Genomic DNA, 20,312 nt, shown 5'->3' with positions numbered 1-20,312 from the left:
AAGGGGGGAACCGCGCATGTATCATTTCACCGCACTCGTCACCGTGCTCGCGCTCATGCTGTATTTCTACATGGCGGTCCGCGTCGCGCAGGCGCGCGCCCGGTTCGGCGTGAAGGCGCCGGCCGTCACCGGCAATCTCGATTTCGAGCGCACCTATCGCGTGCAGGTGAATACGCTGGAATGGCTGCCGATCTTCCTGCCGGCGCTGTGGCTGTTCGCGATCTATGTCAGCGACACGATCGCGGCCCTGATCGGCCTCGTCTGGATCGCGGGCCGCGCGATGTACATGTTGTCCTACGCCAAGGCCGCGGAGAAGCGGGGCCCCGGCTTCGGCGTGCAGGCGCTCGCCGCCTCGGCGCTGCTGGTCGGCGCGCTCATCGCCATTCTCTGGCGCATGCTGCACGGCTGACCGCTCCGCCCTCTTCCGTCGTCCCGGCTTTCGCCGGGACGACCCCTTTAGCGTGGCAGGATCACTTCGTCAGCGGGCAGCCGCTCTCCTTGGCGGTGAAGAACGCCTTGTCGCCGGGCACCGTGGCGAGCTGCTTGTAGTAGTCCCACGGCTTCTTCGATTCCGACGGCTTCTTTACCTCGAACAGATACATGTCGTGCACCATGCGACCGTTGGCGAGCACCTTGCCTTGAGCAAAGGCGTCGTCGACCGGCAGCTCCTTCAGCTTCGCAGCCACCGCGTCGGAGTCCTTGGTTCCGGCGGCCTTCACCGCCTTCAGATAGGACAAGGTCGCGGAATAGGTGCCGGCGTGGATCATGCTCGGCATCCGGCCGGTGCGCTTCATGAAGCGCTCGCTGAAGGCGCGGGACTTGTCGTCACGATCCCAGTAGAAGCCTTCGGTGAGGATCAGGCCCTGCGCCGCCTCCAGCCCGAGGCCATGCACCTCGGACAGGGTCATCAGCAGGCCGGCGAGCTTCTGCCCGCCCTTGACGATGCCGAACTCGGCCGCCTGCTTGATCGAGTTGGTGGTGTCGAGGCCGGCATTGGCAAGCCCGATGATCTTGGCCTTCGAGCTCTGCGCCTGCAGCAGGAAGGAGGAGAAGTCCGACGAGTTGAGCGGGATGCGCACCGAGCCCAGCACCTTGCCGCCCTTCGACGTCACGATGTCGCTGGTGTCCTTCTCGAGCGCATAGCCGAAGGCGTAGTCGGCGGTCATGAAGAACCAGGTGTCGCCGCCGGATTCGACCAGCGCGCCGCCGGTGCCGACCGCGAGCGCGCGGGTGTCATAGGCCCAGTGGAAGCCGTAGGGCGTGCAGGCATCGCCCGTGATGCGCGAGGTCGCGGCGCCGACGACGATGTCGATCTTCTTCTTCTCCTTCGACAGCTCCTGGATCGCCAGCGCGACCGAGGAGGTCGTCAGCTCGGTGATCATGTCGACACCCTCGGTGTCGTACCAGCGCCGCGCGATCGTGGAGGCGAGATCGGGCTTGTTCTGGTGGTCGGCGGTGACCAGCTCGACCTTCTGCCCCAGCACCTCGCCGCCGAAATCCTCGATCGCCATCTTGGCCGCTTCGACGGAATATTTGCCGCCGTAGTCGGCATAGACGCCGGACTGGTCATTGAGGATGCCGATCTTGACCTGTGCCGACGCCGGCGCCGCCGCCAGCAGCGCACCGACGGCAGCAAAAGCCAGCAAACCCGATTTCATATGGTCTCTCCCCGCATGTCTTGGTCTTGAGATGTCATTCGTTGGAATGCGCGCTCATGTTATGCCAGAACCCCGGCCGCGCCCATCCCCTTCCCGCCTCGGTCAATCGGCTGACAGCCATGTTGAGGGACGCTGGCTCCTCCGCTACATTCGCGCCCAAACAACGAGCCGTCCCGCCGGGATGGTGCGCAGGGACGGAAACCGCCTGGACGCGTGAGGCAGCATCGTCTGCATCGCGTCGCCATGCCGAGGTGCCGCGGCAGGCGCCTTCCTCCCGCCCGCGCGCCGCGGCGAGCTGCGCGTATCGGCAGGAGGACACATGTACACCGGCAAGCACGCCCGGCTGCGCCCATTGCAGCCTGCCTTCATCATGGCCTCGACCGGCGAGGTCGTGACCTATCGCGAGCTGGAGGCGCGCAGCAACCGGCTGGCGCATCTGTTCCGCCAACGCGGCCTGAAGCGGCTCGACCACTATTCGATCTTCATGGAGAACAACAGCCGCTATCTGGAGGCGTGCGGCGCCGGCGAGCGCTCCGGGCTGTATTTCACCTGCGTGAACTCCTACCTCACGCCCGGCGAGCTGACCTACATCCTCAATAACAGCCGGTCGCGGCTCCTGATCACTTCCCTGGCCAAGCTCGACGTCGCGCGCGAGGCGCTGAAGGAGGCGCCCGGCATCGAGCTGTGCATCGTCGCCGATGGCGCAGGCGAGAGCGAGGGGATCGTCGGCCTCGCCGAGGCCACAGCCGGCCTGCCGGCGACGCCGATCGCCGACGAATGCGTCGGCACCGCAATGCTGTACTCCTCCGGCACCACGGGCCGGCCGAAGGGCATCCTGCGGCCGCTGCCCGAGCAGCCGCCGGTGCAGCAGCTTCCGATCTTCGACTTCCTGGAAAGGCTGTGGCGCTACCGCGAGGGCATGATCTACCTGTCGCCGGCGCCGCTCTATCACTCCGCGCCGCAGGCCGCGGTCAACCTCACCATCCGCGTCGGCGGCACCGCCATCATCATGGAGACGTTCGATCCCGAGCGTTATCTCCAGCTCGTCGAGCAATGGGGCATCACGCACACCCAATTGGTGCCGACGATGTTCTCGCGCATGCTCAAGCTGCCGGAGGACGTTCGGACCCGCTACGACCTCTCCTCGCTCGAGGTCGCAATCCACGCCGCAGCGCCCTGCCCGGCACAGGTCAAGGAGGACATGATCAGATGGTGGGGGCCGATCATCCACGAATATTACGGCGCCACCGAAGGCCTCGGCTTCACCGCCTGCGACAGCGCGGAATGGCTCGCGCATCGCGGCACGGTCGGCAAGGTGCTGTTCGGCGACCTGCACATCCTCGACGAAAACATGCAGCCTTGCCCGGTCGGGACCGCCGGCACGGTGTGGTTCAAGACGGGCTCGCCGTTCGAATACTTCAACGACCCCGAGCGCACCAAGGAGGCCCGTTCGGCCGACGGCAGCATGAGCACCGTGGGCGACGTCGGCTATGTCGATGCCGACGGCTATCTCTATCTCACCGACCGCGCCACCTTCATGATCATCTCCGGCGGCGTGAACATCTACCCGCAGGAATGCGAGAACCTGCTGATCACGCATCCGAAGGTCGCCGATGCCGCCGTGTTCGGCGTGCCCAATCCCGATCTCGGCGAGGAGGTGAAGGCGGTGGTCCAGCCGATGTCGGGCATCATGCCCGGGCCTGAGCTGGAAGAGGAGCTGATCGCGTTCTGCCGGCAGTCGCTGTCGCGGCAGAAGGTGCCGCGCTCGATCGATTTCGAGAAGGAGCTGCCGCGGCTGCCGACCGGCAAGCTCTACAAGCGCCTGCTGCGCGACCGCTATTGGGGCAACAAGACGTCAAGGATCGTGTAGGGCGGCACGACCTCGGATTGATCCTGGTCAAGCGCGCGCGATGCCGCGGAGCTATTCTCCATCGATTGCGACCGTAGCGATTGCACGAGACGACGACATGCGCGCTCATCAAATCATGACCAGATCCGTGATCGCGGTGACGCCCGGAACCCCGGTGGCCGAGGCAGCGCGGATCATGCTGCACAACCACATCGGCGGGCTGCCGGTGGTCGACGCGTCCGGTACGCTCGTCGGCATGGTGACGGACGGTGATTTCCTGCGCCGCGCCGAGCTCGGCACCGAGCGCAGGCAAGGCCGCTGGCTCGACCTCCTGGTCGGCCGCGGTCGCATCGGCGCCGACTTCGTCCATTCCCACGGCCGGACGGTCGGCGACATCATGAGCCAGCCTCCGGTCACCGTCAGCGCCGATGCCAGCCTGGCGGAGATCGCCGAGATCATGGAAAAGCGCAACATCAAGCGTCTCCCGGTGATGAGTGGCGACCGGCTGGCCGGCGTGGTGACACATACGGATTTCCTGCAAACCGTGGCCGACCTCGCCACTGCCGTTCCGGGCCCCACCCCCGACGATGACGGCATCCGCAGCGCCATCCTCGATTCACTCGACCAGGCCGCCTGCAAGCATTGCCGCTTCAACGTCGTCGTCCGCAACGGCATCGCGCATCTCACGGGGGCGGTGCGCAACGAGAAGGAGCGGGCCACGGCGATCGTGGCGGCCAAGAGCGTCCAGGGCGTCAGGAGCGTGCGCGACCACATGTGGGTCTATCCGCCCCCAGAAGACGAGTTCGGCGGCGGTGACATCGTCTCGCTGCAGGACCAGCCGTCGACCGACGACGACCAGCCGCTGTGAGGAGAACCGGGCGTGCGACGTGCCTCCGTACCATCGCTGCTGCTGCTGGTCCTGCTCTCCGCTCCGGCGGCCGCCGAGGATCTCGACCACGGCCGCCAGCTCGCCGAGCGCTGGTGCGCCGCCTGCCACGCGGTGGCCACCAAGCCGACCAAGTTCCGGCGCGCCCGGCCGTTCGTCGCCATCGCGGCCAGGGACGACGTGACGAAGGAGATGCTGACCAAGTTCCTCCTGCTTCCCCACGCAACGATGGCCAACAATCCGCTCAGTGCGAATGATGCGGCCGACCTGGCAGGCTACATTCTCAGCCTGAGGAAGTAGTTAAGGCCACATTCGCCAATGGGTTGAGCCGCAGCCCCCGGCCGGCGGCGTCCGGCTGCAAGCGCACCCTGGCGCCGGTTCGGCGGCAATTTAACAGGATCCCTTGGAACAAACCGCCCAAGCCTGCGTTCTTGGTGTTCGCCGTCGTGAGCTGGAGCACGTCGCACGGCCCCTGGGGGGTCTGCTGGCGGCAAGCCGTCCTGTCCTCGTTGCCGGAAAAACCAACAACAAGCAGCGATCGAGATAGCCCTTGCATTTGTACACAAACAAGTTGGTAATCCCGCGCGCGGCGTCTTCTCTGTCGACCTGTTAGCAAGGAGCCTGCGACGTGCACGGAATGCCCGGCGCCTCCCCCGCCCCACGCGTAACCGACGACGATACGGCCTATCTGGCGGCGATCGTGGAGTGCTCGGCCGACGCCATTGTCGGCACCACCGCAGACGGTATCATCCGCAGCTGGAATGCGGCTAGCGAACGGATGCTGGGGTTCACCGCGGCTGAAATGATCGGCAGACCCGTCTCCGAGATCATACCCCCCGAGCTGGCGGAAGAAGCGAGCGCCTTGCGCGCCAGGGTCAACGCGGGCGAAGCGATCGAGAGCTTCGAGACCGTCCGGCTGACCAAGCCGGGACGCCCGATCGAGGTCTCCATCACGTTTTCACCGATCCGCAGCAGCACCGGCGTGATCGTCGGCATCTCCAAAATCATCCGCGACGTCACGCTGTCGAAGAAGGCCGAGCGTGCGTCGGCGATGCTCGCGGCCATCGTCGCCTCGTCCTCGGACGGCGTCGTCAGCAAGACGCTGGACGGCACGATCACCAGCTGGAACAAGAGCGCCGAACGCATCTTCGGCTTCTCGGAAGGCGAGATGGTCAACCACTCGATCCGCACGATCATCCCGCAGGAGCGCCAGGCCGAGGAGGACCGGATCCTTGCCACCGTGCTGTCCGGCGAGATCATCGACAATTTCGAGACCATCCGCCTGCGCAAGGATGGGGCACTCATCGACGTATCGGTGACGGTCTCGCCGGTCCGGGATTCCAGCGGCCGCATCATCGGCGCCTCCAAGATCGTGCGTGACATCACCGACAAGCGCCAGACGAGGGAGCAGTTGCGCACCTTGCTGGCCGAGGTGAACCACCGCAGCAAGAACCTGCTGTCGCTGGTGCAGGCGATCGCCCGGCAGATGACCCGTCACGGCCGCCAGCTCGACCTCAACCGCTTTCTGGAGCGCCTGCAGGCGATCGCGAGCAATCAGGATCTCCTGATTCAGAACGATTGGCGTTTCATTCCGCTCGACGGGCTCGTCCGCTCGCAACTCGGCGCGTTCAACGACCTGATCGGCAACCGCATCGCGATCGACGGACCATCGATCGAGCTGACGCCGGAGGCCGCGCAGTCGATCGGCATGGCGGTTCACGAGCTCGCCACCAACGCCGCCAAATATGGTGCGCTGTCGAACGACGACGGACGGATCGCGATCCGCTGGCTGCGCATCGATGACAGCTTCGACATGACCTGGATCGAGAGCGGCGGACCTGAGGTCGCGCCGCCGGAGCACACCGGTTTCGGCAGCCGGGTGATTTCCGACCTGGTGCGCGCCGGCCTGGATGGAACGGTCGAGGTCGAGTTCCTGCCGGCCGGACTGCGCTGGCACCTGAGGTGCCCCCTGCAACGCCTCTGCCGCGACCGCCATCATGCGCGCCAGTGAGAAGACTCATCTCCTGATCGTCGAGGACGATCCCATGATCGGCTTCGACCTCGCGGTCGAGCTGGAAGCCGCCGGATTCACGGTGGTCGGCGTGGCGCCGACCGTGCACAAAGCCCTCCATCTGCTAGAGCGGAATCATTGCGATCTTGCCGTGCTCGACGTCAATCTCGGGCAGGAAACATCGGCGCCGATCGCGCGCGCCTTGGTCGCGGCCGGCGTGCCCTTCGTCGCCGTCACCGGCTATTCCGTCGATCAATGCCCGGAAGAATTCGCCACTGCACCGCTGCTGTCGAAGCCGTTCCAGACGTCACGGCTGGTCGCCGCGCTGAGGCGGCAATTGCACGAGTGAGAGTCGCAAGCGACCGAGCTAAAATCCCGCTGGTTCGCGTACTTTCCTCTTTGCGACGAATTCGTTTGCAAACAGCTGGAGACGAGACACGCGCAGAGACGAGAAGCGAGCCATTTCGGCACGGACGGTAGGCTCCCTCGCCCCGTTCTTACGGGGAGAGGGGTGGGGTGAGGGGCAGCCGCACGAGAAGTATACGTGGATAGACCTGTACCCCCCTCACCCGGATTGCATCTGACGATGCAATCCGGCCTCTCCCCGCTTGCCGCGGGCGGGGAGAGGTGCACCGAGCCAGCCGCAAGATGTCGGCACACACGCGCTGCGACAAGCAATGATTGCCTTCGTCGCAGATCTTCCCGTAGCTCACTCCCCTGCCCGACGATCAGGCCGCAATCTCCGCCACGATCCGGCCCGTCGTCACCTGGTCGCCCTCGGCAACCTCGATCGCGGTCACCGTTCCGGCGATGCCGGCGGTGTGGACGTGCTCCATCTTCATCGCCTCGAGCGTCACCACCGGCTGTCCCACAGCCACGCTGTCGCCCGGCTTCACCAGCACCGCGACCACACGACCATTCAACGCCGCGCGAACCCTGCCATCACCGCCGCCAGCCGCTGAGGATTGCGGCCTGGCCAACGTCACGTCGCGCAGCGCCAGCGTCTGGCCGCGATGCTGGACGAACAGCCGATCGTTGTCGCGGACGAAGCGCACGCTCTCGACGGTCTCGGCGTGACGAACCCGAATCGCATCATCCGTGAGCGATACGATCTCGAAGCGATGCTCTGCATCGCCACGCGTCACGCGATAGATTCCATCACGCTCGCGCAGCAGCTCGCACTCGGCCACCTCGCCGGCGATCTCGAACCGGAGCGGCGTCGCGAAGGCGGCCGCGAGCGAGCGGCCGCGGCGGACGGGATGCGCGAGCGGATGGCTGACGGAGAGCAGCAGCGCGCCCAGCGCGAGGTCTGCCGCTTCGGCGGCCGGCGCACGCAGCTCGTCGCGATGCGCCGCGATGAATGCGGTGGTCGCCTTGCCCGCGGCGAAGGCCGGATGCCGCAGGCAGGACATCAGGAAGGCCCGGTTGGTCGGGACGCCCAAGGCAACGGCCTGCTCCAATCCGGCGATCAGCCTTGCGCGCGCCTCCTCACGAGTCGCAGCATAGCTGATCAGCTTGGCGATCATCGAATCGTAATGGGGCGGGATCTCCGCGCCGGACTCCAGCGCATGCTCGACCCGGATCGTCTCGGGCATCTGCCACAGCGCCATCCGCCCGGACTGCGGCATGAAGTCGTGCGCCGCATCCTCGGAGCATAGTCGCACCTCGATCGCATGACCCGAGAAGCTGATCTGCTCCTGGCGTAACGGCAGCGGCTCGCCGGCGGCGACGCGCAATTGCCATTCGACGAGATCGAGTCCCGTCAAGGCCTCTGTCACGGGATGCTCGACCTGCAGCCGCGTGTTCATCTCCATGAAGTAGAACTGCCCGTCGCCGTCGAGCAGGAATTCCAGCGTCCCCGCTCCCTCATAGCCCAGCGCCTTCACCGCCTGCACCGCCACCGCGCCCATGCGCGCGCGCAGCTCCGGCCCGACCGCCGGCGACGGCGCCTCCTCGATCAGCTTCTGATGCCGCCGCTGTACCGAGCAGTCGCGCTCGCCGAGATGGACGGCATTGCCGAACGAATCGCCGAACACCTGGATCTCGATGTGGCGCGGATTTGCGATCGCCTTCTCGAGGATGACGGTGCCGTCGCCGAACGCGGCGGCCGCTTCCGAGCGCGCACTGCGCAGCAAATCGGGGAGCGCGCCGGCGTCTGTCACGTGCCGCATGCCGCGGCCGCCGCCACCGGCGACGGCCTTGATCATAACCGGGAAACCAATGCGGTGCGCCTCGCGCAGCATCGCGTCGTCGCCCTGGTCCTCCCCCTGATAGCCGGGTACGCAGGGCACACCGGCGCAACTCATGATCACCTTGGCGCCGGCCTTGTTGCCCATCGCCTTGATCGCCTCGGGCGATGGTCCGATGAACACCAGACCGGCCTCCTTGCACGCTTGCGCAAAATCCTCGTTCTCGGCGAGGAAGCCATAACCGGGATGCACGGCATCCGCGCCCGTCGCCTTTGCGGCAGCAATGATCGCGGCGACGTTCAGATAGGATTGCGCCGGCGGCGGCGCGCCGATGCGGACCGCCTGATCGGCGAACCGGACATGCGGCGCATCATGATCTGCATCGGAATAGACGGCGACCACGCCGTAGCCGAGCCGGCGCGCGGTACGCATGATCCGCAAGCCGATCTCGCCGCGGTTGGCGATCAGTACCTTGTGGAACGGCCTGCGTTGCATTCCCGTCATCTCTCCGCTCATGGCCTGGACACCGAGAACTGCATGCGCTGCGGCTGTCGCGCCGCCGCCTCGCGGCAGATCGCCAGCACCTCCGACAGCACCGCGCGGGTGTCGCGCGGATCGATCACGCCGTCGTCGAGCACGCGCGCCGAGGTCGCAAACACGTCCATCTGGCTGTCGAACACGCCGATGATCTGCGCCTTCATGGCGTCGAGCTTCTCGCGCTCCACCGGCTTGCCGCGGCGGGCCGCGGCCGCTTCGGTCACGATCGCCATCGTCTCCGCCGCCTGCTCACCACCCATCACGGCGGTCTTGGCGTTGGGCCAGGAGAAGCAGAAGCGCGGGTGGAACCCACGGCCACACATGCCGTAATTGCCGGCGCCGAACGAGGCGCCGCAATAGAGCGTGATCTGCGGCACGGTCGCCGAGGTCACCGCCTGGATCATCTTGGAGCCGTGCTTGATCATGCCGGCCTCCTCATAGGCGCGGCCGACCATGTAGCCTGTGGTGTTGTTGAGATAGAGGATCGGCGTTCGGCTCTGGCAACAGGACTGGATGAAGTGCGTCGCCTTGTTGGCGCCGGCAGGATCGAGCGGGCCGTTGTTGGTGACGATGCCGATCGCCTGGCCCTCGACGCGGGCATGGCCGCACACCGTGGCCGGTCCGTAGTTCGGAGCCATCTCGACGAAGTCACTGTCGTCGACGATGCGCGCAATGACCTGGCGCATGTCGACCGGACGCTTGTGGTCGAGCGGCATGATGCCGAGCAGCTCCTCCTGATCGTAGCGCGGCGGCTTGACCGGCGATGGCTCCTGCGATGGCCGGTCCCAGTTGAGCTTGCCCATGATCTCGCGCGCGATGCGCAGCGCGTCGCGATCGTCCTCGGCGAGATAGTCGCCGAGCCCGGAGATCGAGGTGTGCATCTCGGCGCCGCCGAGCTCCTCCTCGGTGGCGATCTCCCCGGTCGCGGCCTTCAGCAGCGGCGGTCCGGCGAGGAAGGCGCGGGTGCGGCCGCGCACCATGACGATGTAGTCGGACAATCCGGTCTGATAGGCACCGCCCGCGGTCGACGAACCATGCGTCACGGTGACCACCGGCAGGCCGGCCGCCGAGAGTCGCGCCAGGTTGCGAAAGATGTTGCCGCCGCGGACGAAATCCTCGACGCGGTAGCGCAGCAGGTTGGCGCCGGCGCTCTCGACGAGCTGCACGTAGGGCAACTTGTTCTCCAGCGCCAGCTCCTGCACGCGCAAGGTCTTGTCGAGGCCGTAAGGCTGCAGCGCGCCGGCATCGATGCCGGCGTCGTTGGCCGAGACCATGCAGCGCACGCCGGCGACGAAGCCGATACCCGCAATGACGCCGCCACCCGGCACGCTCTTGGCCGGGTCCGGCGTATCGAACATGTAGCCGGCAAGCGTCGACAGCTCGAGGAACGGCGCGCCAGGGTCGAGCACCAGGGCGACGCGCTCGCGCGGCAGCAACTGGCCGCGCTGATGGAAGCGCTCCTTGGCCGCCGCGGAGGCATTGCGCGCGCGCGCCTCGAGATCGCGCATCCGCGCGATCAGGCCGAGCATGCCGTCACGGTTGGCCTGGAAGGCGGCGCCGGACGGAGAGATGGTGTTGTCGATCACGGCCACGGACGGGTTCTCTCATTTGGCGTCATTCCGGGGCGCGCGGAGCGCGAGCCCGGAATCCATCGCCACGATGGGGAGTATGGATTCCGGGCCTGGCCCTTCGGGTCATCCCGCAATGACGGAGGAAGTCGAGTAGACGGCTCACGCGCTCTTCGCCGCGAAATGCTCGCCATAGGCCTGGCGCAGCTCGACCTTGCGCAGCTTGCCGGTGGCCGTCATCGGCATCTCCTCGAGCACCCGCACCAGCTTCGGCACCTGGAAGCCGCCGAGCGACTTGCGGCAGTGCTCGAGCAGCTCGGTCTCACTGGCCTGCGCGCCGGGCTTGAGCTTGACGAAGGCCGACACCGCCTCGCCCCATTGCGGATGCGGCAGGCCGACGACGGCGGCATTCTGCACCGCCGGATGCGCCAGCAGGGTCTCCTCGATCTTGACCGAGGCGACGTTCTCGCCGCCGGACTTGATCATGTCCTTCTTGCGGTCGAGGAACAGCACCTCGCCGTTGTCGATGACCGCGAGATCGCCGGTGTGGTGCCAGCCGAACTTGCGGGCGTCCTCGGTCGACTTCGGATCCTTGTAATAGCCCAACATCACGTTGGGGCCGCGATGCACGAGCTCGCCGATCTCGCCCGGCGGCAGCAGATTGCCGGCATCGTCCATGATCGCGGTCTCGTTGACGAACAGCGACTCGCCCCAGTAGTTGCCGAAGCGGTTGAGCTGGACCTCGGGCCGCGACATCGTCGTCGCGGGATACATCTCGGTCTGACCGCTGGTCAGCGCGAAGTTCGGACACAGCTCCTTGATCGCGCGCTCGAGCAGCGGCCGACCCATCGGCGCCATGGTGTAGAGGCAGGTGCGCAGATGCGAGAGGTCGAACTCCTTGCGCCGCGGATGATCGAGGATGGCCTGGTACATCAACGGCAGACCGACGAACACGGTCAGCCGATCGCGCACGATCGCCTCCATGCAGGCGACCGGGTCGAAGCCGCGCATCAGCGCCATGCGGCCGCCGACCGAGAGATAGCTGAGCAGCAGCACGTGGCCGGCACAGTGGAACAGCGGGAACTGCCCGGTGATGCCGTCGTCGCGCGAGAGCTGCATCTCGATGCAGTTGCTCATCACGGCCATGACCACGGCGAGGTGACAATGCATCGCGCCCTTCGGCCGCGACGTCGTGCCCGACGTGTAGATGATCATCGCGAGATCGCGGTCGTTGATCTCGATCTCGGGCTCGACGTCCGAATGCCCCTGGATGAGGTCGTTGAAGCTGGCAAGCCCCGCGGTCCTCGCCGTCCCGGTGAGATCGACGGCGATCAGCTCGACGCCGCGCTGTTCCAGCGCCGCCCGCCGCTCCGGCTGCGCAACCAGATTGTCGTCGATGAGCGCGAACCGCACCTCGGCATGGCCGAGGATGTAGTCCATGTCGGCGGCCCCGAGCATGGTGTTGATCGGCACCCAGACCAGGCCGGCACGGTGGATGCCGAACAGCGCTTTGACGAACTCGACCGAGTTGTTGCAGACCGTCGAGATTGTCTCGCCCGGCTTCAGCCCCTTGGCGAGGAGATGGTTCGCGAACCGGTTGGCATCGCGCTCGAGCTCGGTGAACGTCACCTGGCGGCCGCCATCGGTGATCGCAACCCGCTCCGGGAAGCGCCGCGCCGCGCGCTTCAAGAGATCGCCGATCGCAACCCGGCCGATCCGGCCCGGACCGGGCACGCCGCCGGTGGTCTCAAGATTGGTCATTGATTTACTCCTCCCCATCGGCGTCATTGCGAGGAGCGCAGCGACGAAGCAATCCAGGGCCCCGCCCACGACTCTGGATTGTTTCGCTGCGCTCGCAATGACGGAGCATGTCGCGTCAGTTGACAGTCCCGAACATCCGCCGCGCCTCGGCCGGGCTTGCGATCTCGCGGCCCGTCCGCCTTGCGCAGGCGGCGATCGCCTCGATCAATTGGCCGTTCGAGGTCACCTTGGTGCCGTCGGCGAGATAGAACGTGTCCTCCAGTCCGGTGCGGAGATGGCCGCCGAGCTCGGCGCAACGCTGGTGCAGCGGCCAGATCTCGGCGCGGCCGATCGCGGTGACCTGCCAATGCGCCTCGGCGAGCTTCAGCTTGAGCAGGATCGGCAGCAGCTCGGGATCAGCCGGCATGCCCGACGCGACGCCCATCACGAAGTTGTATTCGAGCGGGCCGTCATACATGCCGGTCTGGCGATACATGCCGACACAGCGGACGATGCCGACATCGAAGCACTCGAATTCCGGGATCGCGTGCGCGTCCTTCATCGCGGCGAGATAGTCCTGGATCTTCTCGACCGAATTGTCGAACATCATCGGCTGCCAGGCCCAGGTGTTGTCGGCCTTGACCTTGAGGTAGTTCAGCGAGCCGGCATTGCAGGCCGCGATCTCCGGCCGGGTCTGCCGGATGCAGTCGAGCGCGCCTTGATAGTCCGGTCCCGACACGCCCGAGGTGTGATTGATGATCACGCCGGGGCAGGCCTCGCGGATCGCCTGCTGGATCTCGCGGGAGACGTCGACGTCCCAGGACGGCAGATGCCCCTTGCCAGCGGCCTGCTGGCGCAGATGGATGTGCATAATCGCCGCACCCGCGTCATAGGCGCGCCGCGCCTCGCGCGCCATCTCCTTGGGCGTGACCGGCACGTGATGCTGCCTGGGATCGGTGAGCACGCCGTTCAGCGCGCAGGTGATGACGGCTTTGTCGCTCATGGCACTCGTTCGATGGGCTGCGCGCAGGCGGCGCTGTGCTGATAGGGTCCGTATATGACGGTCGCACGCCGGGATCTGCTTGCGTTGACTCGCTGGTGACATGCAGCGCAACCGGATATTGCTTTGCGTCAAGTCCGCGGCCGGAAACGGCGCTAAGCGGTTCCTGCTCTCCTCCTCACGGGCGTGCAATGTCGACCGACCCACAACCTGCGCCGATGTTTCCCGATGGCTTGAGCGCGGCGGAAGCCGCGCGCCGGCTGCAGACGGAGGGCTTCAACGAGCTGCCGCAAGCAGGCTCGCGCTCGATGCTGCGCCTCGTCGCCGACGTTCTGAAGGAACCGATGCTGCTGTTGCTGCTGGGCGGCGCCGGCATCTATCTCGCGCTGGGCGACATGGCGGAGGCGATCCTGCTCGGCGTATTCGCCTCGGCTTCCGTCTTCATCACCATCGTGCAGGAGGCGCGGACCGAGCGCGTGCTGGAATCGCTGCGCGACCTGTCCAGCCCGCGCGCCCTGGTGATCCGCGACGGCGAGCGCATCCGCATCGCCGGCCGCGAGGTGGTGCGCGGCGATCTCATCGTGCTCTCGGAGGGCGATCGCGTCGCAGCCGATGCGGTGCTGCGCGACTGCGACGATCTGCTCACGGATGAATCGCTGTTGACAGGCGAATCCGTGCCGGTGCGCAAGCGGCCGGCCGCCGGCGAAGCGATGGACGCGGCAACCATCGCCGGCGGCGACGACCAGCCCTTCGTATTCTCCGGCAGCCTGGTGGTGCGCGGCGGCGGCATCGCCGAGGTGATGGCGACAGGGCCGCACACGGCGATCGGCAGGATCGGCCAGTCGGTGACCGCCCTGGAGACCGAGACGCCGCGGCTGCGGCAGCAGACCCGGCGCCTGGTGGTGGCGTTCGCGATCGGCGGCGCCATCGTGGTTGCGATCACGGTCGTGCTCTATGCGATGTACCGCGGCGGCTGGCTGGAGGGAATCCTCGCCGGCATCGCGCTGGGCATGTCGATGCTCCCTGAGGAATTCCCGGTGGTGCTGACGGTGTTTCTGGCGATGGGCGCCTGGCGCATCTCGCAGGCGCGGGTGCTGACGCGGCGCGCCTCGGCAATCGAATCGCTCGGCGCCGCCACCGTGCTGTGCTCCGACAAGACCGGCACCCTGACGCAAAACCGCATGATGGTGGCCCGGCTGGTGCTGCCGGACGGCGGCGTGCTGCAGCCTGCGACGGCGACGCCGGAAGCCATCGCACCGCCGTTCCGCGATCTCGTCGCCACCGCCGTGCTCGCCTGCGACCCGCAGTCGCATGATCCGATGGAGAAGGCGCTGCACGCGCTCGGCGCCGACGCCACCGCGGGCGCCACGTTGCAGCGGCGCTACGGTTTGCGCCCCGACCTGCTGGCGATGACCAACGTCTGGTCGCGCGACGGCGCCGGTGTCGCGGCGGCCAAGGGTGCTCCGGAAGCGATCGCGAAGCTGTGCGGCGTCGACGGCGGCGCGCTGGCGGCGCTGCAGGCGCGCGTCGAGACGCTCGCCGCCGAGGGCCTGCGCGTGCTCGGCGTCGCCGAGGCGAGCTGGAGCGGCGAGGCGCTCCCCGACGCGCAGCAGGACTTCGCGTTCTCATTCCGCGGTCTCGTCGGCTTCGCCGACCCGCTGCGCCCGGAGGTGAAGGATGCCGTCGCCGAGTGCCGCGCCGCCGGCGTCCGCGTCATCATGATCACCGGCGACTATCCCGCGACGGCCACCGCCATTGCGCGGCAGGCCGGGATCGATCCCGAGCGCGTCATCGCGGGCCCCGAGCTTGCCGATCTCGACGACGACGCCCTGGCGCTTGCGGCGCGCGCGCCGACGGCGTTCGCGCGCATCATGCCGGAGCAGAAGCTGCGCATCGTCACCGCGCTCAAGGCCGACGGCGAGATCGTCGCGATGACCGGCGACGGCGTCAACGACGCGCCGTCGCTCAAGGCCGCGCATATCGGCATCGCCATGGGCGGCCGCGGCACCGACGTCGCGCGCGAGGCCTCGGCGATCGTGCTGCTCGACGATGATTTCGGCTCGATCGTCAAGGCGATCCGGCTCGGCCGGCGCATCTACGATAATCTGCGCAAGGCGATGAGCTTCATCCTCGCCGTGCACTTTCCCATCGCCGGGCTGGCGCTGCTGCCGCTCGTCACCGGCCTGCCGCTCCTGCTCGGACCCGTGCACATCGCGTTTCTCGAGATGATCATCGATCCCGTCTGCTCGCTGGTGTTCGAGGCCGAGACCGAGGAGAGCGACATCATGCGGCGGCCGCCGCGCGATCCGCAGGAGCCATTGCTGCCGCGGCCGCTGGTGCTGTGGGGGGCGCTGCAGGGCATCCTGGCGATGCTCGCCACGGGCGGCGTCCTGCTGCTGGCACACCGCAATGGCATGCCGGACGACGAGCTCCGCGCGCTGGTGTTCTTCAGCCTGGTGTCGGTGATCGTCAGCCTGATCTTCGTCAACCGCTCGTTCTCGAGCTCGCTGCGCGAGGCGCTGCTGCGGCCGAACCGCATGCTGCTGCTGGTGATCGGCTTCGTCGTCGCCGTGCTCGCGACAAGTCTGACGCTGCCTGCCGCTGCGGCGCTGTTCCGGTTCGGACCGCTGCACGCCGACGATCTCGCGCTGACTGCAGCCGCCGCGATCACGACGCTGATCATGCTCGAACTGTCGAAGTTTCCGCTGCGCGCCGCCCTCTCGCGGCGCGCAGACAAGCCGGATCAGGTGGTCAAGGCCGCCTCGCCGGCGCGGTAGATCGCGAGATCGCGCGAGCCGGAGAAGATCGCGCGCGGCTTCAGCCCGTAGAAGCGGCGGATCGAGTGGCTGAAATGCGTGGAATCGGGATAGCCGATGTCCTGCGCGAGATGCGCCAGGTTGAGGTCCTGGTTGGCGTAGTTGAGCAGATGCCGCGCGCGCTTCCAGGCGCGGAACGAGCGGAAGGAGATGTCGGTCTCCTCCTTGAACAGATGCAGGAAGCGCGACGTCGAGAGCCCGACGGCGGCGGCGCAGCTCTCGGCGGTCGCCGGCTCGCCGGAGAAGCGGCTGATCAGGCCGATCGCCTTGACCACGCGGGGATCGAGCGTCCGCTGCGGCAGCACCTCGCCGAAGCACAGCCGGTCGAACACGGCGCTGGTGACGTCGCCGCTCAGCGGCCGCTGCACCAGCTCCTCATAGGCGGCGCGGATGCGGCAGGCATAGGCCTCCGCCTCGCGGGTGACCTTGCTCGCGAAGCGGTCCAAGGCGCCGATCGGCACGCTCTCCGGCTCGATCGTCACGACGATGACGGTGCGATAATCACTCTCGATCGTGTGCTGCCTGTTGGGCGGCACGACCAGCAGCTCGCCGCAACGCTCCTCGCCGCCATCGGGAATCAGCCGCAGGCTGCCGGTGAGCGCGACGTAGATATGGCACGCGCCCGAGCAGCGCTGGCGCGGACGGCCGAGCAGCCCGGCGTAGAAGACGCGCTCGGGCGTGATCAGCATGAGATGGCCGGAGTCCCGGCGCGTCACGTCCATGGTCTTCACATCCATGGTCTTCCTCCTGAGGCGCGGCTCTGCCGGCCGCTTCTTTGGAAGAGAACCATAGCGCAATTCGCGCCGCTGTCATCGGCGATGACTGCCGATTTTTGTCGCGGTTAACCCAGTGCTCAAGGATGCATCCGTCATTCCGGGACGCCCGAATGACGTGCGCAACTCACGGCCTGATGCGCGGCTTGATGCCCTGCTCCACGCCTGCACGCTGCTCGGCGGCGCGCGCCCTCTGGTAGCCATCGCGCTGCTGCAGGCGCGCCCAATAGGCCGCCACATTCGGCCCGAACTCCTTGGAAAGGCCGAGCGTGTCGGCGAGCCGCAGCGCATAGCCGATCACGATGTCGGCCGCGGTGAAACGACCGGCGCACAAGAACTCGGCATTCGCGGTCGCTGCCTCCACCGCGCGCAGCCGGCCCAGGAACCATTTGGCGTAGTCGGCGGCGACTTGCGGCGAACGCCGCTCTTCCGGCTCGAGCTGAGTGTATCGCAATACCAGCGTCTGCGGGAACGTCAGCGTCGCGTCGGAGAAATACATCCAGTTGAGGAACGCACCGTAGGCCGCCTCCTCAGGTCCGACCATCAGCGGCGTCGGGCCGTGCTTGATGCCGAGATAGTGACAGATGCCGGAGGACTCCGTCATCTTCGTCTCGCCGTCGATCAGAAGCGGGATCGTGCCCAGCGGATTGATCGCCAGATATTCCTTCGCCAGCACCCGTGGCGGGAACGGCAGCATCTTCAACTCGTAGTTAAGTCGAAGCTCTTCCAGCATCCACAACGGGCGAAACGACCGGGCGCCGTCGCAATGATACAGCGTGATCATCAGGCGTTCCCCGCTTTGCCGGTGCCGGGCAAAGTCCCCATCATCTTGCACAGGATGGTCAACATGACCTCGTCGGCGCCGCCGCCGATCGAGCTCAGGCGCGAATCGCGATAGGCGCGGCTGACCGGGGTCTCGTTCATGAAGCCCATGCCGCCCCAATATTGCAGGCAGGCGTCGGTGAGCTCGCGGCCGAGCCGGCCGGTCTTGAGCTTCACCATGGTTGCGAGCCGCGTCACGTCCTCGCCGGCGATCATCGCCTCCGCGGCCTGATAGGTCAGCGCGCGCAGCAGCTCGACCTCGGTCTGCATCTCCGCGAGCTTGAAGTGGACGACCTGGTTGTCGAGGATCGAGCGGCCGAAGGCCTTGCGGTTGCGGGTGTACTCGATGGTCGCGTTGATGATCGCCTCATGCGCCTTCAGGCAGGCGGCGCCGGCCCACAGCCGCTCCTCCTGGAACTGCATCATCTGGTAGGTGAAGCCCATGCCCTCCTCGCCGACGCGGTTGCGCTTGGGCACCCGGACATTGTCGAAGAAGATCTGCGCGGTATCCGACGAGCGCATGCCCATCTTGTCGAGCTTGCGCGCGACCTGCACGCCCTTGCTCTTCATCGGAACGCAGATCAGCGACTTGTTGCGATGGACGGGACCGTCGCTGGTGTTGGCGAGCAGGCAGATGAAATCGGCCTGCGTGCCGTTGGTGATCCACATCTTGCCGCCATTGATGACGTAGTCGTCGCCATCGGAGCGCGCCTGGGTCTTGATCGAGGCGACGTCGGAGCCCGCGCCGGGCTCCGACACGCCGATGCAGGCGACGTAGTCGCCGGCGATCGCCGGCGCCAGGAACTCCTTGCGCACCTCGTCGGATCCGAACCGCGCCAGCGCCGGCGTCGCCATGTCGGTCTGCACGCCGATCGCCATCGGGATCGCGCCGCAATTGATGGCGCCGAGCTCTTCCGCCATCATCAGCGCGTAGGAATAGTCCAGCCCCTGGCCGCCGAACTCGACCGGCTTGTTGAGGCCGAGAAAGCCGAGGTCGCCGAGCTTCTTGAACAGCTCATGCGCGGGGAAGATGCCGGCCTCCTCCCATGCGTCGACGTGAGGATTGATCTCGGCGGCGATGAACTTCTGCAGGATGCGGCGCGGTTCGTCGTGGTCGGCGGTGAAGAGCATGTTTCATTCCCTGTCATTCCGAGCGGCCGCGCAGCGGCCGACCCCGGAATCTCGCTATGTCTTATCTAACTGCTTCACGATCGTCAGTCCGGGGCAAGGCCGCAGGCCTTGAACCTGGAATGACGGGCTTGGAGAGGCCGCGACTCACAATCCCATCTGCCGGCTGGCCAGATCTTTCATGATCTCCTCCGTGCCGCCGCCGATGGCGTTGACCTTGACCTCGCGATAGATCCGTTCCACGCGGACACCCCGCATGAAACCGGCGCCGCCAAAGATCTGCACGGCGTCCGAGGCGCAGTAGGCCATCGTCTGCGTCGCCTGGTTCTTCATCATGCAGATCTCGGCGACCGGATTGTCGCCCTGTTCGAGCCGCCACGCCAGCATTTCCAGCATCGCCTGCGACGCCGCCACGCGCTGCGCCATGTCGACCAGCTTGTGGCGGATGACTTGGTGCTGGGCGAGCGGCTTGCCGAAGGTGTGGCGCTCCCGGGCGTAGGCGATCGCATCGTCGAGGCAGACACGGGCGTAGGCCGTGCAGCTCGCCGCCATGCCCATCCGCTCGCTGTTGAAATTGTGCATGATCAGCTTGAAGCCCTGCCCTTCCTCTCCGATCAGGTTCTCGACCGGCACGCGGCAGCCGTCGAAATGCAGGGTCGCCGTGTCCGACGCCCACCAGCCCATCTTGTCGAGCCTGGTGCGCGTCAGCCCCGGCGTGTCGCCGGGCACGAGCAGCAGACTGACGCCCGCCGGCCCCGGTCCGCCGGTGCGCACCGCGACGGTGATGTAGTCGGCCCGCATCCCGGAGGTGATGAATGTCTTCTCGCCGCTGACGACATAATGATCGCCGTCGCGGACGGCCCTGGTCCTGAGATTGGCAACGTCAGAGCCACCGCTCGGCTCGGTGATCGCCAGCGCCGAGATCTTGCGCCCCGCAAGAATCTCCGGCAGCACGCGCGCCCTCACCTGCGGCTGCGCGGCGCGCGCGATCGGCGGCGCGCCGATCGTATGGCTCATCAGGCTGGCACTGATGCCGCCGGCCCCCGCACGCGCCAATTCCTGCGACGATACGATCTTCATGAACTGGTCGGCCGGCACGCCGCCGAATTCCTCCGGGAAGCCGAGCCCAAGCAGGCCGATCTCCGCCGCCTTCAGATACAGCGCGCGCGGAAATTCGCCGGCCTCGTCCCACGCGCTCGCGAACGGCGCGATCTCCTTGTCGACGAAGCGCTTGATGACGTCGCGGAAGGCCTCGTGCTCGGCCGTGTAGAACGGGCTTTTCGTCATGGCGGTGCCGGGAGGATCCTGCTTCGTGCGCCTCAGAAGATGCGCCGG

Annotated in this window: 16 protein-coding genes; 7 read left to right on the top strand and 9 right to left on the bottom strand. The window is 66.8% G+C overall.

The window, feature by feature from the left end; translation table 11 throughout:
- Positions 1 to 16: 16 nt before the first annotated feature.
- Positions 17 to 409 carry an MAPEG family protein gene (locus tag ACQR1D_RS03575; protein ID WP_315801661.1) on the top strand — a complete coding sequence of 131 codons (393 nt, stop codon included), beginning with the start codon at positions 17 to 19 and terminating at the stop codon, positions 407 to 409.
- A 61-nt stretch (positions 410 to 470) separates the two neighbouring features.
- Here ACQR1D_RS03575 and ACQR1D_RS03570 read toward each other — a convergent pair whose 3' ends face one another.
- Positions 471 to 1,658 carry an ABC transporter substrate-binding protein gene (locus tag ACQR1D_RS03570; protein ID WP_434838149.1) on the bottom strand — a complete coding sequence of 396 codons (1,188 nt, stop codon included), beginning with the start codon at positions 1,656 to 1,658 and terminating at the stop codon, positions 471 to 473.
- A gap of 319 nt (positions 1,659 to 1,977) precedes the next feature.
- Between ACQR1D_RS03570 and ACQR1D_RS03565 the strand changes: the two genes are divergently transcribed.
- The 5 genes from ACQR1D_RS03565 to ACQR1D_RS03545 all read left to right on the top strand — a co-directional run bounded on the left by ACQR1D_RS03565 (position 1,978) and on the right by ACQR1D_RS03545 (position 6,753).
- Positions 1,978 to 3,528 carry an AMP-binding protein gene (locus tag ACQR1D_RS03565; protein WP_434838150.1) on the top strand — a complete coding sequence of 517 codons (1,551 nt, stop codon included), beginning with the start codon at positions 1,978 to 1,980 and terminating at the stop codon, positions 3,526 to 3,528.
- A gap of 97 nt (positions 3,529 to 3,625) precedes the next feature.
- Positions 3,626 to 4,375, top strand: a complete 750-nt coding sequence (locus ACQR1D_RS03560; RefSeq protein WP_315801664.1) for a CBS domain-containing protein — start codon at positions 3,626 to 3,628, stop codon at positions 4,373 to 4,375.
- Positions 4,376 to 4,387: 12 nt separating this feature from the next.
- The gene (locus ACQR1D_RS03555) at positions 4,388 to 4,693 is read left to right on the top strand and encodes a c-type cytochrome (protein ID WP_316218713.1); all 306 of its coding nucleotides are present in this window, start codon (positions 4,388 to 4,390) and stop codon (positions 4,691 to 4,693) included.
- A 328-nt stretch (positions 4,694 to 5,021) separates the two neighbouring features.
- The gene (locus tag ACQR1D_RS03550) at positions 5,022 to 6,404 is read left to right on the top strand and encodes a sensor histidine kinase (RefSeq protein ID WP_434838151.1); all 1,383 of its coding nucleotides are present in this window, start codon (positions 5,022 to 5,024) and stop codon (positions 6,402 to 6,404) included.
- Positions 6,391 to 6,753, top strand: a complete 363-nt coding sequence (locus ACQR1D_RS03545; protein ID WP_434838152.1) for a response regulator — start codon at positions 6,391 to 6,393, stop codon at positions 6,751 to 6,753. The genes ACQR1D_RS03550 and ACQR1D_RS03545 overlap by 14 nt, the downstream gene beginning before the upstream one ends.
- 379 nt (positions 6,754 to 7,132) lie before the next feature.
- Here ACQR1D_RS03545 and ACQR1D_RS03540 read toward each other — a convergent pair whose 3' ends face one another.
- The 4 genes from ACQR1D_RS03540 to ACQR1D_RS03525 all read right to left on the bottom strand — a co-directional run bounded on the left by ACQR1D_RS03540 (position 7,133) and on the right by ACQR1D_RS03525 (position 13,441).
- Positions 7,133 to 9,088, bottom strand: a complete 1,956-nt coding sequence (locus ACQR1D_RS03540) for an acetyl/propionyl/methylcrotonyl-CoA carboxylase subunit alpha (RefSeq protein WP_434838214.1) — start codon at positions 9,086 to 9,088, stop codon at positions 7,133 to 7,135.
- 17 nt (positions 9,089 to 9,105) lie between these two features.
- Positions 9,106 to 10,722 carry an acyl-CoA carboxylase subunit beta gene (locus tag ACQR1D_RS03535; protein WP_434893625.1) on the bottom strand — a complete coding sequence of 539 codons (1,617 nt, stop codon included), beginning with the start codon at positions 10,720 to 10,722 and terminating at the stop codon, positions 9,106 to 9,108.
- Positions 10,723 to 10,860: 138 nt separating this feature from the next.
- The gene (locus tag ACQR1D_RS03530; RefSeq protein ID WP_434893626.1) at positions 10,861 to 12,459 is read right to left on the bottom strand and encodes an AMP-binding protein; all 1,599 of its coding nucleotides are present in this window, start codon (positions 12,457 to 12,459) and stop codon (positions 10,861 to 10,863) included.
- A 115-nt stretch (positions 12,460 to 12,574) separates the two neighbouring features.
- Entirely contained in the window at positions 12,575 to 13,441 is an 867-nt protein-coding gene (locus tag ACQR1D_RS03525; RefSeq protein ID WP_434893627.1) for a 3-keto-5-aminohexanoate cleavage protein, read from the bottom strand.
- A 188-nt stretch (positions 13,442 to 13,629) separates the two neighbouring features.
- Between ACQR1D_RS03525 and ACQR1D_RS03520 the strand changes: the two genes are divergently transcribed.
- The gene (locus tag ACQR1D_RS03520; RefSeq protein ID WP_434891628.1) at positions 13,630 to 16,215 is read left to right on the top strand and encodes a cation-translocating P-type ATPase; all 2,586 of its coding nucleotides are present in this window, start codon (positions 13,630 to 13,632) and stop codon (positions 16,213 to 16,215) included.
- Here the strand turns inward: ACQR1D_RS03520 and ACQR1D_RS03515 are convergent.
- The 4 genes from ACQR1D_RS03515 to ACQR1D_RS03500 all read right to left on the bottom strand — a co-directional run bounded on the left by ACQR1D_RS03515 (position 16,182) and on the right by ACQR1D_RS03500 (position 20,264).
- On the bottom strand, positions 16,182 to 16,976 hold the full coding sequence (locus tag ACQR1D_RS03515) for a helix-turn-helix domain-containing protein (protein ID WP_315801776.1): 795 nt from the start codon (positions 16,974 to 16,976) through the stop codon (positions 16,182 to 16,184). The two genes, ACQR1D_RS03520 and ACQR1D_RS03515, sit on opposite strands and share 34 nt — an antisense overlap.
- 178 nt (positions 16,977 to 17,154) lie before the next feature.
- Positions 17,155 to 17,811 (bottom strand): glutathione S-transferase family protein, encoded by a 657-nt coding sequence (locus ACQR1D_RS03510; RefSeq protein WP_434893628.1) that lies wholly within the window; start codon positions 17,809 to 17,811, stop codon positions 17,155 to 17,157.
- Positions 17,811 to 18,980 (bottom strand): acyl-CoA dehydrogenase family protein, encoded by a 1,170-nt coding sequence (locus tag ACQR1D_RS03505; protein WP_434893629.1) that lies wholly within the window; start codon positions 18,978 to 18,980, stop codon positions 17,811 to 17,813. The genes ACQR1D_RS03510 and ACQR1D_RS03505 overlap by 1 nt, the downstream gene beginning before the upstream one ends.
- A 144-nt stretch (positions 18,981 to 19,124) precedes the next feature.
- Positions 19,125 to 20,264: an acyl-CoA dehydrogenase family protein gene (locus ACQR1D_RS03500; protein ID WP_434893630.1), complete on the bottom strand. Its 1,140-nt coding sequence runs from the start codon at positions 20,262 to 20,264 to the stop codon at positions 19,125 to 19,127.
- Positions 20,265 to 20,312: the final 48 nt, after the last annotated feature.

Source organism: Bradyrhizobium sp. HKCCYLRH2047 (genome assembly GCF_051168175.1).
In the GTDB taxonomy this organism is placed as follows: Bacteria; Pseudomonadota; Alphaproteobacteria; order Rhizobiales; family Xanthobacteraceae; genus Bradyrhizobium.
Note: the sequence above shows the minus strand (reverse complement) of the source record. Positions and strands in the feature narration are given on the sequence as shown.